The 12,264-nt window shown below is 58.6% G+C and carries 11 protein-coding genes and 1 tRNA gene; 6 read left to right on the forward strand and 6 right to left on the reverse strand.

The features are described from left to right. Positions 1 to 12 precede the first annotated feature (12 nt). The 3 genes from JMA46_RS03360 (at position 13) to JMA46_RS03370 (ending at position 1,839) form a co-directional block, all read left to right on the forward strand. Complete coding sequence (locus JMA46_RS03360) at positions 13 to 624, forward strand: TetR/AcrR family transcriptional regulator (RefSeq protein ID WP_348770040.1); 612 nt, start codon at positions 13 to 15, stop codon at positions 622 to 624. Positions 625 to 931: 307 nt separating this feature from the next. After that, a complete protein-coding gene (locus JMA46_RS03365) occupies positions 932 to 1,171 on the forward strand; it encodes a hypothetical protein (RefSeq protein ID WP_207343881.1) in 240 nt (79 codons plus the stop codon). Positions 1,172 to 1,278: 107 nt separating this feature from the next. Further along, positions 1,279 to 1,839 carry an AI-2E family transporter gene (locus tag JMA46_RS03370; RefSeq protein ID WP_207343882.1) on the forward strand — a complete coding sequence of 187 codons (561 nt, stop codon included), beginning with the start codon at positions 1,279 to 1,281 and terminating at the stop codon, positions 1,837 to 1,839. Positions 1,840 to 2,127: 288 nt separating this feature from the next. Here JMA46_RS03370 and cls read toward each other — a convergent pair whose 3' ends face one another. Together cls and JMA46_RS03380 are read right to left on the reverse strand one after the other, a co-directional pair. Beyond that, positions 2,128 to 3,594 carry a cardiolipin synthase gene (gene cls / locus JMA46_RS03375; RefSeq protein ID WP_207343916.1) on the reverse strand — a complete coding sequence of 489 codons (1,467 nt, stop codon included), beginning with the start codon at positions 3,592 to 3,594 and terminating at the stop codon, positions 2,128 to 2,130. 178 nt (positions 3,595 to 3,772) lie between these two features. Continuing rightward, positions 3,773 to 4,282, reverse strand: coding sequence for an SHOCT domain-containing protein (locus JMA46_RS03380; protein WP_348770041.1), 510 nt, complete (start codon positions 4,280 to 4,282; stop codon positions 3,773 to 3,775). A gap of 47 nt (positions 4,283 to 4,329) precedes the next feature. Between JMA46_RS03380 and JMA46_RS03385 the strand changes: the two genes are divergently transcribed. After that, a complete protein-coding gene (locus JMA46_RS03385; RefSeq protein ID WP_207343883.1) occupies positions 4,330 to 4,590 on the forward strand; it encodes a hypothetical protein in 261 nt (86 codons plus the stop codon). Continuing rightward, on the forward strand, positions 4,587 to 5,159 hold the full coding sequence (locus JMA46_RS03390; protein ID WP_207343884.1) for an SLC13 family permease: 573 nt from the start codon (positions 4,587 to 4,589) through the stop codon (positions 5,157 to 5,159). Before JMA46_RS03385 ends, JMA46_RS03390 begins: the two co-directional genes overlap by 4 nt. 67 nt (positions 5,160 to 5,226) lie before the next feature. Here JMA46_RS03390 and JMA46_RS03395 read toward each other — a convergent pair. From JMA46_RS03395 to JMA46_RS03405, 3 genes are all read right to left on the reverse strand, one after another. Further along, positions 5,227 to 5,303, reverse strand: a tRNA-Met gene (locus tag JMA46_RS03395). Positions 5,304 to 5,459: 156 nt separating this feature from the next. Further along, entirely contained in the window at positions 5,460 to 8,468 is a 3,009-nt protein-coding gene (locus JMA46_RS03400; RefSeq protein ID WP_348770042.1) for a UPF0182 family protein, read from the reverse strand. Positions 8,469 to 8,590: 122 nt separating this feature from the next. Then, entirely contained in the window at positions 8,591 to 9,685 is a 1,095-nt protein-coding gene (locus JMA46_RS03405; protein ID WP_247647003.1) for a S16 family serine protease, read from the reverse strand. A 255-nt stretch (positions 9,686 to 9,940) separates the two neighbouring features. On the opposite strand from JMA46_RS03405, the gene JMA46_RS03410 reads away from it, so the two are divergent. Beyond that, positions 9,941 to 11,365: a zinc-dependent metalloprotease gene (locus tag JMA46_RS03410; RefSeq protein ID WP_207343885.1), complete on the forward strand. Its 1,425-nt coding sequence runs from the start codon at positions 9,941 to 9,943 to the stop codon at positions 11,363 to 11,365. A 36-nt stretch (positions 11,366 to 11,401) separates the two neighbouring features. On the opposite strand, the gene JMA46_RS03415 is transcribed toward JMA46_RS03410, so the two are convergent. Further along, positions 11,402 to 12,124 (reverse strand): M48 family metallopeptidase, encoded by a 723-nt coding sequence (locus tag JMA46_RS03415; RefSeq protein WP_207343886.1) that lies wholly within the window; start codon positions 12,122 to 12,124, stop codon positions 11,402 to 11,404. Positions 12,125 to 12,264 lie beyond the last annotated feature (140 nt).

A 12,264-nucleotide genomic window follows, 5' to 3' on the forward strand; every position in this document is an offset into this window, starting at 1 on the left:
AGCGTCCCTCCTGTGAGCAGAATAGCCATCGAGCCCAGGCAGGAACGCAGCCGCGCCACCCGCGAGCGGCTGTTGGAGAGTGCCGTCACACTGCTGGCGGAGGCGGGCTGGACGAACACCACAGTGGCCACAGTGGCCACCCACGCAGGGGTTTCCCGCGGTGCCGCACAGCACCATTTCCCTACGCGAGACGACCTTTTCACTGCGGCCATTGAGCATATGACCGTTGCCCGCGTGCAGGAAATCCAGACCACACTTACCGCTCGGAGCAGCGGTCCCGTGCGTGTGCGCGAGGTTCTTGATTCTTTGGTGGACATGTACACCGGCCCTTTGTTCAAGGCCGCCCTGCAGGTGTGGAATGCCGCCGCCGTGGATCCAGCGGTGCGCGAACACATCATTCCACTTGAGCAGATAATTGCGCGTGAGGCCTTCAGGCTGGCTGCCACACTGTTAGACATTGACCGTGAAACACCCCAGTTGCGGGCAATTGTGGCTGCAACACTCGACTTGGGCCGCGGTCTGGGCCTGGCCAATATTCTCACTGACGACGCCAACCGGCGGTCTTGGGTGCTCGATGCCTGGAGCGAGGAGCTGCAAGCAATTATTGCGCGTGAAACTGCCTGAACTGCCTGTGACGAGCACCTCCGGATGGAAGCCTTCCAAGGCCATTGGGGCATTTCGCTGGAAGCATCGAAACGGGCAGTCAATGAGCGAAGCAAACACCATCCCATCGCCGGACCCGCACCAAAACTCTTCGGGGGCAAAGGTGCTGTTAGGTCTGGCGGCAGCCGTCATAGTGCTTTTTGGGCTGAGCCGAATCTCTTTCATTTTCGGCCCGGTGTTTTTGGCGCTCGTTCTGACAATCTCCGTTTATCCGCTCAAATAGCGGCTCATCAACCGGGGTGTCCCGGCTGCGCTGGCCACCATTTCAATGATTCTGGCCGTCTACGCAATGGTCGGTGCCTTGATAGCCTCACTCTGGGTTTCGGCTGTGCAGCTCACCCGGTTGCTTCCGCAGTTTGCACCACGAATATCGGAACTGCGCGGCCAGTTGTGGATGTTTCTCCACGACAACCTGGGCATAGGCGACGACCAGATATGCTCCATTGTGGATTCTGTTGATCCCAGGGTTCTACTGGACACCGCCTACAACCTGCTGGCAGCGCAATGAATGTCGGTTCAGGCACCATATTTCTGATCCTCTTGGTGATGTTCATGAGCGTCGACGCCGTTTACTACCAGACGATCCTTGCCGTTGTGCAGTAAAAGTGCGCGCCCGTGGTCGAGGCACTGTCCAACTTCGCCAAGCTCTCACGCTCGTTCATGGTCATGACCACCATCTTTGGTGCCATCGTTGCCGTGCTGAGCCTGATCCTGCTGCTTGTGCTGGAAGTACCGGGTGAGGGACTTTGGGCGTTGCTGGCCTTTGTCTGCGGCTATATCCCCTTCATTGGCTTTTGGATCAGTCTGGTCCCAGCCGCGATCATGGCTTTGCTGGCGGGGGGCCTGCCGGCCTTCATTGCCGTTGTGGCGTTCTACGGCGTCATCAACTCGCTGATCCAATCGATCATCCAGCCTAAGTTCGTCTCTGGGACGGTCAACTTGAATATGACGCTGACATTCCTGTCTGTCATTTTCTGGTCGGAACTCTTGGGTCCGCTGGGCGCCTTGATGGCCGTTCCGCTGTCCCTGTTCGCCAGGGCGATCCTCGTGGATTCGCACCCGCAATCGGCGTGGCTGCGTCCGTTCATCGGCGACGTGAATGAGCCAAAGCAAATGCTTCAAGAGCAAAGAGCAGCGGCCAAAACCGAAAAGCTCAAGAGAAAAACCGCTACGTAGGAGATCCACGGGCGTGGTTGGGCCCACGCGCCCGAGGGGCCCCGAAGGCAGACGCGCCAGCGGCTGGCGTTGGGGAGGGCGTGGTTGGGCCCACGCGCCCGACGGGCCCCGAAGGCAGACGCGCCAGCGGCTGGCGTTGGGGAGGGCGTGGTTGGGCCCACGCGCCCGAGGGGTCCCGAAGGCAGACGCGCCAGCGGCTGGCGTTGGGGAGGGCGTGGTTGGGCCCACGCGCCCGAGGGGTCCCGAAGGCAGACGCGCCAGCGGCTGGCGTTGGGGAGGGCGTGGGGACTATTGCAGGTTGGAGGTCAGTCTTGCAGCGCTGTCCCAGAACTTTTCCCAGCGTGGCCGGTTGATCCAGTCTTCGAGCGCAAGCTCCTTGCTATTGGCACGGTACCCGTCCTCCACTGCACGCATTTGTTCCACGAATGATGCGCTATGAATCAACACTGAGATTTCCATGTTCAGCGAGAAGGATCTGATGTCCATGTTGGAAGATCCAATCACGGCGACGTCGGCATCAATACTGAAGTGCTTGGAGTGCAACACCTCGGGGGACTTGTACAGAAATATCTTCACACCGGCACGCAGCAGGGCCTCATAGTAGGAGCGTTGGGCATGATAGACCATGGCCTGATCCCCTATCTCGGAGACGAATAGTTCCACGGACAAGCCTCGGCCAGCTGCGGTGATGATGGCCAGCAACACTGAATCTTCAGGCACGAAGTAAGGGCTGGTGATGCTGATTCGGTCGGTGGCTTGGTGAATCATGGAAACAAAAAGCTTCATGCTGTTGTCATTTTCAAAACTTGGCCCACTCGGCACTACTTGGGCATCCACAAGATGCTTGGCCGGGTCCATGATGACCGGCGAGGTGTCCAGTTCCAGCAGAACGTCGGTCTCGCTGAACCAATCGGTAACGAACACGGCGTCGAGCTCGCGAACCACGGGCCCGCGCACGCGCATCATCAGCTCATGCCAACGCAGTCCGCGGGCAATGTTCTTTTTCTTGTTGTAACTCTCATGGACCAGGTTTTGCGAGCCGGCAAACCCCACCCGGCCATCCACCACCAACAACTTGCGGTGATTACGCAGGTCGATCCGCTGAAAGTTCCCCTTCCACGGCCGCAACGGCAGCATGGCATGGTATTCGGCACCCATGTTGGACAGGCATGCCAGAGTTTCCTTTCGGCCCGGGTTCATCAATGAGGCCAAGTGGTCGCTGAGCACTCGCACCGTCACTCCTCGCCGGCATGCCCGCTCCAGCGCATCAAAAAAAGGTTTTGTGGCGGTGTCGTGGACCAGGATGTAGAACTCCACGTGAACGTAGCGTTCGGCTGAATCAATCGCATGGGCCATCGCCGCGATGGAGCCGTGGTAATCCGGGAGAAGTTCGACGTCGTTGCCGCCCACCATGGGCAGCGCGCCCAGGTTGTTGTTGAGCGTGACAAGTGTGGACAGGCCTTTGGGCCAGTCCTCACGGTGGCTGTGCTGGTCCAGCCCTTCAGTCCGCTCCATGATGAGTCTATTGACGTGGATCTGCTTCTCTCGGCGAGTCTTCGGCAGGCGGGTAAACCCAACCAGCAAGAATGCCACAAGGCCAACATATGGGATGAAAATAATGGTGAGCATCCAGGCAATGGCCGTTGCCGGCCGTCGCCTGGCGGAGATGTACGCTACTGCGATTGCCCCGACAACCACGTGTAGAACCAGCAGCAGCCACGCTATATTCTCGGCGTCAGCGAACCAATTGCCAATACTCAACAAAACACACTCCTTCACGGAAAATGGGCGGAATCAAAAACAAGCAACGGCGGAGCCGTGGAGTCCGCCGTTGCTTCACTAAGTTATTCGCATTTTAGTCCACGCCGCTCTGGCGCGGGTGGTTGGATCCAGTCGGATCGCAGTGGCTTGATGCAGCCTGTCCAACGTTCCGTTAGGCAAGTGCCTTCGCCTTGAGCTGCATGTACTCAATTTCCGTGATGGTTCCTGAATCCAACAGGGACTTGGCTGCCGAGATCTGGTCTGCTGGGCTCTGAGTTCCCGCGACCCTGCGCAGATATTCCTCGCTGCTCTGCTGAGCAGCATTTGCAGCGTTGGCGCTCCGCGGCGCCATTCCATTGCCGCGGGCAATAAGGTAAATGAGAGCCGAAATATATGGGGTAACAAACAGGACGAAAATCCAAATTGCCTTGGAAATACCCGAGAGCGAGCCGTCCCTAAAAATGTCGGCCATGATCTGAAAAAGTAGGATTAAATAGGCCAGGAAGAGGAAGGCGATGGTAATTGACCAAAATACGTCAAAGAACTGCATTGTTGTTCCTACAATTCCTCTTTCACCAAGGGCGACCATTGCACCGTGGCTAGAGCCTAAATTTGCTCTATCCACTTTTCGTGATGTCAGAATAGCACCAGAATGCAGTCCTTTGTCCTTGTGAAAAGTCACAATTCATACGCGATGTAGAACCACACCCACGATTTTCAGCCACCGATGTGTTCATTGAGCTGGATGATGCGTTCTCCGGGTCCGGTGCCCAAATGGTGGTGCTCATCGCGACCCTTTTTGTGGTTGCCAAAGCCATCCGCGGGGAGGTGCACCTGATCAGTGTGCAAAGTGCTGCCAGCAAACCGCTGAAACAGGACACTTTGAGCCCAGGTGACTTTCTCGTGATGCGCGGCAAGGCTGCTCACATCGCTGAGTTAGCCCAGGCCCACGGGATAACGAGGGAAGCTGCGTTGCCTGCGGTCTTGTGAGCAAGTCCTTTGGAGCGGCGGAGGTGCTTGTGGCTCCCCGCTCGAACTTGATCGGCACAGAAGTTTATCCCGGTATGGTCACCGAAAGTGGCTCCTTGGTGGTTCTTGCACACCAGCGTGCAGGAAAGTTTCCTGCACCACCCACACGGGCGGGCCACGTCAGAGCCATCCGTGTTCATGCCGGCGACACGTTGTTACTGCATGGCAGCTGGCAGGCTCTCGACAAGCACACACTGGATCAGAACGTTTTACTCGTGGACTGCCCCTACGCCATCCGACGGCAGACGGTACCGCTGGGTCCCCGCGCAATTCCGGCACTTATCATCCTGCTCGCCATAGTTGTCATGATGACCACCCGCTTTGTTCCCGCATCCGTGGCCGCACTGCTGGCAGCATTCGCCATGGTCCTGAACCGCGTCGTAACCATGGACCAGGCCCGCAGATCCATGGCGTGGCAGACGCTTATTTTAGTGGCGGGAATGATTTCATTCTCCGCTGCCATCACCAAGACAGGGACCGCCAAGATGCTGTACCTAGCCGTGGCTGTGTTCTTGGTGCCCGTGTTCTAGACGTTCTAGACTTCAAGTTTAGACAACGAAAAACCCTCGGCCAGCTGGCCGAGGGTTTTCCTCATCTTGGTTGCGGGGACAGGATTTGAACCTGTGACCTCCGGGTTATGAGCCCGGCGAGCTACCGAACTGCTCCACCCCGCGTTGCAATTACTACCTTACGCGGGGGCTGCCTTGGCAGCAAACCCGCAGCACGTGACCTTCGTCTCCCACACGATACGGGCCTGCACACAGAAAGAAGGGCCCGGCCACCGTAGGGCAACCGGGCCCTTCAATCAATACACGTGCACGACGCCGTAGCTACGGTGTGGCACTCGGCTCCGCGCTCGGTGCTGCTGACGGTGCCGCAGGCGTGGCCGCGGCACCCTCGGCTGCCAACGCTGCAGCGATGGCTGCCTCCAAACGCTTTTGGGCTTCCCCGTATGCGGTGAAGTCACCCTTGCTGAGTGCGGTCTGGCCGTCCTTCAAGGCAGTGCTTGCGTCATTGAGCGCCTTGCCCAGCGCCGCATTTCCGTTGGCGGATGGAGGAGTAACCGTACCTTCCGTGGAACTTCCACCTGTGCCGGGATCCTTCTGGACGCCAGCATCACCTGCCGCTGCGCCGGAGTCACCGCCAAAGAGCTGGTCAAGGGCCTCGTTCAACGTTGCCGCATAGCCAATCTTGTCACCAAAGGCGACGAGCACGCGCTGCAAGGTGGGGTACGACGTCGAGCCCGTGGACTTCACGTAGACCGGCTGCACGTACAGCATGCCGCCACCCATGGGAAGGGTGAGCAGGTTGCCATTGATAACGTCGGACTGGCCCAGCTTAAGCACGTTCAATTGTTCTGAAACCGAGGGGTCGGACTGGAACGTGTTTTGCACCTGTCCCGGTCCCGGCACCTGCGTGGCGTCAGGCAATTGAAGGAGCTGCAACTTTCCGTAGTCAGGGCTCTTGACGCCCTTGACATTGCCGGCGTCACCATTTGCAGCCATGAAGCCATACAAAATGTTGCGGGAATCAGTGTTTTTAACTTCCTGGGGAATGAAGTCCGTAGTCAGGGAGAAAGCAGTCTTGTCCTGGCCTGGCATCTTCAAAGACAGGTAGTAGGGCGGCTGCTTGTCAACGGCCTTGGTTGTGGGGTCGTCCGGGACGCTCCACGCCAGCGTGTTCTTAAAGAAGTTCGTCGGATCGGTCACGTGATACCGGCCCAACAGTTCACGCTGCACCTTGAACAAGTCTTCCGGGTAGCGCACATGGGACATGACATCTGCGGACATCTCCGTGAACGGCTTCACGCTGGTGGGGAAGATCTTCTCCCATGCCTTCAAAATCGGATCCTGCGCATCCCACGCGTAGAGCTCCACCGAGCCGTCATAGGCGTCCACTGTTGCCTTGACGGAGTTGCGGATGTAGTTCACTGAAGCATTCGGAAGCGGCCGGATGCCACCTGTGGCCGTCAGGGAGTCCGTGGTGGCTTCCTGCAGCTGCTGCTGCTGTGAATACGGATAGTAGGAACTGGTGGTGTAGCCGTCCACAATCCATTTGACCTTGCCGTCAACAATGGTGGGATAGGGATTGCCGTCCAAGGTCAGGTACGGGGCGACCTTGGCAACACGTTCGGCCGGGGTGCGGTCGTAAAGGATCTGCGACTTTTCATTCACGCCGTTGGTCAGCAGCAGATCCGAGGACTGGAACTTCAATGCATACATGACCCGGTTGAACCAGTTACCCACATTGGGGCCGGCATTGCCAGTAAACGTTGTCAGTGACTCGTCAGCTGGGTTGTCGCTGGTGGTGGTGGGGCTGTTGCCTGTAGGCCGGTCCAATTCAATGGGCGCAGTCCCCTTCGGTGCACCAACAATTGAGTACTCACTGGTTGACTGACCAAAGTAGATGCGTGGCTGGTAACTGGTATCCGTTCCCAACACACCCTCGGAAGGCACACCAGACTGCATGAACACGGGCTTGCCGTCGGAGGTAACAGTGTTTCCGTATGCGGCAACCACGCCATAACCGTGCGTGTAGACCAGGTGCTGGTTGTACCAGCTCTGCTGGTCGGGGTCGATCCCGTTGGGATTCAACTCGCGCACAGCGATCACAGCATCCTGGACCTTGCCGTCAATGGTGTAGCGATCGACGTTCAGGGTCTTCGGGAACTTGTAATACGGGCGGTACTGTTCAAGCTGGGCAAAAGTGGATGAAATCAAGTTTGGGTCCAGCAGCCTGATGCTTGCCGCCGTGTCTGCGTCTTGGCGCAACGCACCGGGCGTCGCCGTCGTGGTGGCGTTGTAGGGCGTGACTTCCATGCCGGACAGCCCGTAGGCCTGACGTGTCATATCGATGTTCCGCGCAATGTATGGAAGCTCCACATTGCCTTCAGACGGTTTGACCTGCCATTCCTGGACAGCCCACGGGTACAAGCCACCAGCCACAATCGCGGTGACAACCAGCATGCCGGTGCCAATCAGGGGAAGCTTCCACTTACCCAAGAAGGCAGCGACGATGAAAAGAATCGCAACTATGATGGCGGCGGCAGCCAAGATGGCCTTGGTGGGGATCACGGCGTTGACGTCAGTGAACATGGCACCGGCGCGGTAGCCAGAGTTGTCCTGCAACGTGGCGAAGCGGCCCAACCAGAAGTTGACGCCAAGCAGCAACAAGAACACTCCGGCCAGGATGGCGATGTGAATCTGGGCTGCGCGGGAGGTGAAGATGCCGCGTTCAGTCAGTCGGATGGCACCGTAGAGGTAATGGGTCAGGACTCCGGCAATGAACGCAATCACCGTGGCGCTGATGAGCATGCCCGTTGCAAAACCCAGGAACGGCAACGTGTTGGTGTAAAAACTGACGTCCATGCCGAATTCTGGGTCAGTGGTGCCAAACGGTACTTGGTAGAGGAACAGCATGACTTTTTCCCATTGGGCCATGGCGGCCGTTCCGGCAAACAAGCCGAAGACAATGGGAACGCCCAGCATGACAACCCGGCGCACTGGTTCAAGTTGTGCCTGATACCGGTTAAGACTGTCCTCATGGGCGCTGTCCGGGGCATAGACGGGCCGGGCCTTGTACGCGGCCCGTATGGAGAAATACACCGCCAAGGCCATGATGAGGAACCCTGCAAGGAAAATCAGCAGCTTGGCAATGCGTTCTGTCCAGAACACACCGGCAAAACCGACCTGGTTGAACCAGAGCATGTCCGTGTATATTCCGGAGAAAATCACCAGTGCAACCACCAGCGCTGCCACCACAATAATGGTGGGCAGCAGGGCGCTGCGACGCTTGGGCCTGACGGTTTTGTTCGGCGACGGGGATGGTCGGGATGTCACTCTCTACCTCTTACTCGACTGGTATTTATGAAAAATTGCCTGGTGCTCATACGTTGTGCCACGAATGGTGTGTGGCACGAGTTCCGCATGATGCACGATCGTTACTCGTAGCTGTTCAATCGTTATTTACAGGTGGGCAAGGTTGAACCGTCCCCTCCGGAACCAATGAGGGAAACAGCGTTGTAGGCCTCTTGGAGTGTGTTGACTTGTATGACTTGCAGCCCTGCGGGCACATGGCCCACAACATCCGCACAGTTCGCGGCTGGAGCCAGGAAGTATTCTGCCCCTTCGCCGCGGGCCCCAACCATCTTCTGCGCAATTCCACCAATTGCGCCGACTTGGCCCTGTGGATCAATGGTTCCCGTACCGGCAAACTGCTTGCCACCGGTGAGGTCCCCCGCGGTCAGTTTGTCCATGATGCCCAAGGCAAAGATCATCCCTGCGCTGGGACCGCCAATGTTCTCAACGGAAATCTTGACATCGAAGGGGAACTTGAACGTGTTTTGCAGGGCAATCCCTAAAAGATACTTTCCATCGCTGTTCTTCTTCGGTGTCACTGAAACTGTCATGTCCTTGCCACTGCGCCGGATTTCAAGTTCCTCCGCAGTTCCGGCTCCCTTGGCCAGCACAGTTTGGATGACGGACAGGCTTGTCACCTTCTGCCCTCCAATGGCGAGAATGACGTCGTCGGGCTTGAGAATGCCGGATGCAGCACCACCGTCCGGGATCGAGGCCACGGCCAAGTTTGACTCGAATTTAATGCTCAATGCGGTCAGGGCAGCCGCCGTGGCATTTTCCTGCGACCCTGTCATGGCCGCAGAGTTCTCGCTGTTAACGGTTTCCTGGCTGACACCCGGCGCATAAATGAGTTCAGCCGGGTACAGCGTTTGTGAGGGGGTGAGCCAGGACTTGAGCGCATCGAAGAAATTGATGTGACTCTCAGGTAATCCGCCGGTTAAGCGCACGGTGGTCAGGTCCAGGCTGCCGCTGTTGGAAGGAAAGCTCTCATGCCCAGCAACAGTAATGATGGGCTTTCCGTTGAATTCGCCAATCGTGTTGATGGCCGGGCCGGGAGATTCAATGACGTATGGAACAGGGAGGGTCATAGCCGCCACCGCGAGCACCACTGCTATGACGCCGGAGCCCACCATCAAGGAGAATCTGCGGTCGCGGACTGCCGTGGGCGGGCTCTCCGGTTCTAAAATCTCCTGGCTCAAAGCGATGACCTTTCCAAGCTCTCTTGAGTCGCACCGACGCCTGCACGAACAACGGGCGCCGAACCCCTAGCCTACTGCGTCAAGTTGTGCTGTGCTTGTGCCGGTGCTGTGAGTTGGCAATGAATGACAGGCTGGAGTATGGGGCAGGTGCGAACCCTTTGCCTAGAGCGAACAGTGCCCTTGCCTAGGGCGACAACGCAACAGGACGGCGGTAACGTGAGGTTATTCAGCGTCCATGCCAACGATCGGGCCATCATGTCTTCCACACCAGCCAATAACGACGACGAAACCCCGAAGGACCCCCTTCAGGAAATGCTCGCCAACCTTTTGGGCGGGCAGGGCATGGAGGGTTTTGATCCAGCTGAGCTGGCCAAGGCCGCCGGGCTGCCCTCTGATCCCAATGCACTGGCACAAATGTTTGCCCAGGTTCAGTCCATGATGAGCGGTTCCTCGGACACCCCGGTCAACTGGGAGCTCGCCCATGACGCTGCACGCAAGGCCGCCGCCGGGGATGATCCTTCGGTGACCCCTGCCCAGCAGCGCGAAGTCGACGAAGCATTGCGTCTGGCCGAAATGTGGCTTGACCCATACACCGACCTTGCTGCAACCTCCATCATTGGCCGTGCCTGGTCACGCGCCGAATGGGTGGAAGAAACCCTGGGCACGTGGCAGCGGTTGACCGAGCCGGTGGCCAACAGCATTGCCTTTGCCATCTCCACCGCTATGAATGAGCAGCTTCCGGCCGAGATGAAAGCCATGATGGGCGACGCCGCCAACATGATGCAGAACATGGGCGGGGCCTTGTTCGGACTGCAGCTTGGACAGGCTGTGGGCGCCTTGGCCAAGGAAGTGCTCGGTTCCACCGACATTGGCATCCCGTTGGCCGATCTCCAGATGGCGCTGCTGCCGGCAAACGTCAAGGCATTCGGAGAGGGGCTTGAAGTCCCCGAACAGGAAATCCGCCTGTTCCTTGCCCTGCGCGAGGCCGCCCATGCCCGTTTGTTTGTCCAGGTCCCGTGGTTGCGTGGCCACCTGCTGGGCGCCATTGAATCTTACGCCCGCGGAATCCACATCGACATGTCCCGGATTGAGGACCTGGCCCATAACCTGGACCCGTCCAATCCCGAAGCAATGCAGGCGGCCTTGTCTGAGGGCGTCTTCATGCCGGCCCGCACGCCCGATCAGGAAGCCGCGTTGTCGAAGCTGGAAACTGCCCTTGCACTCGTGGAAGGCTGGGTTGATGAGTTGACCTTCGAGGCGGCGTCAAATCTGCCCGCAGCCGCGGCTATCCGTGAAACCATCCGCCGCCGCCGTGCGACGGGTGGCCCTGCCGAGCATGCCTTTGGCTCACTTGTTGGCTTGGAACTGCGCCCCCGCAGATTGCGCGAGGCCGCTGCCCTCTGGGCTTCACTGAAGGAACAGCGCGGGATCGTTGGACGTGACGCGATCTGGGCACATCCGGACCTGCTTCCCACCGCAGCAGATCTTGACGATGCAGCAGGCTTCAGCGCCCGCCGCAGCGCTGAAGATGCTTCCGAGGCCGACGTGGATGCAGCCCTGGCGAAGCTTCTTGACGGGGGCTTCGAAGACAACGAACCCCTGAAGCACGAGCCTCAAGAGTCCGGAGAGCCGGAGCCTGGTAAACAGGACCCCGATACGGACAACCCTGCTGACCTATGACCAACGGGCTGATCCTTCCGGCCGCGCGCTGAAACCTTAGCCTTCGAACAACGCACTTCTGGAGTCTTCGGCAGGGTCATCCGTACCGCCTTCCAGTCCACTGATGTTCCGGGAGGCGGCAAAGGAGGCCCCCTCCAGAAACGACTTGGCCATTTCGACCTGCGGGTAGCCGGCCAGCACGGCCCAAAACGCCGGGCTGTGGTTGGCATGGATGAGGTGGGCGAGCTCGTGCAGCAGGACGTAATCCAGCACCCATTCGGGCATGCCTTGGACATGGTGTGAAATTCGAATGGTCTTGCGCGCAGGCGTGGCTGAACCCCAACGGCTGTTCTGGTTACGCACCCACCGCACGGAGACCGGGACAGCGCGTGCGCCAAGGTACGTTTTTGATAGCTTCAGGCTGCGTTGCAAGAGTACTTCGTCGCTGGACCCCATCCCGCCCCGCCCGAGTTGTGCACTTGTCCCCTGTTCAAGTTTAGCCACCATGCGCGGCACCCAATACTGTTCATCCTCGATGCTCAACCGAGCAGGCACAGCGATGACGGCCTGCCCGGCTTCCCAGAACGCGGCAAGCCCGGTTTTTCGCCTGGCTGTGCGCCTGACTACCACATACTCCCCGGTGCTGAGCGTGTGGTGTGAGAATGAGTCGCCCAGCGGCCCCGGCGTGTCCTTCCCGATGGGTGCGCGGCACTGCGCATCCAAGGAGTTCGGGGTCCTTGGTTTGTGTGCTGTTGATCGTGGTGCTGATGGTGCTGCCATGTTTCGACGGTACAGGCATAGGACCGCCGCCGCACCCCTGCGATATCCCACTGTGGAGAACTTCTACCTGTGGATAACGCCCAGCATGAACCCGTACAAGATGCCATGATCGTGATTGGGGGAACCGTTCGAAGAATCTG

It is taken from the genome of Arthrobacter sp. E3, from assembly GCF_017353415.1.
Classification (GTDB): domain Bacteria; phylum Actinomycetota; class Actinomycetes; order Actinomycetales; family Micrococcaceae; genus Specibacter.

Bases quoted from the DNA above. Each gene is read 5' to 3' on its own strand.
- JMA46_RS03365 (WP_207343881.1), top strand. From the start codon at position 932: ATGATTCTGGCCGTCTACGCAATGGTCGGTGCCTTGATAGCCTCACTC.
- JMA46_RS03410 (WP_207343885.1), top strand. From the start codon at position 9,941: ATGTCTTCCACACCAGCCAATAACGACGACGAAACCCCGAAGGACCCC.
- JMA46_RS03415 (WP_207343886.1), bottom strand. From the start codon at position 12,124: ATGGCAGCACCATCAGCACCACGATCAACAGCACACAAACCAAGGACC.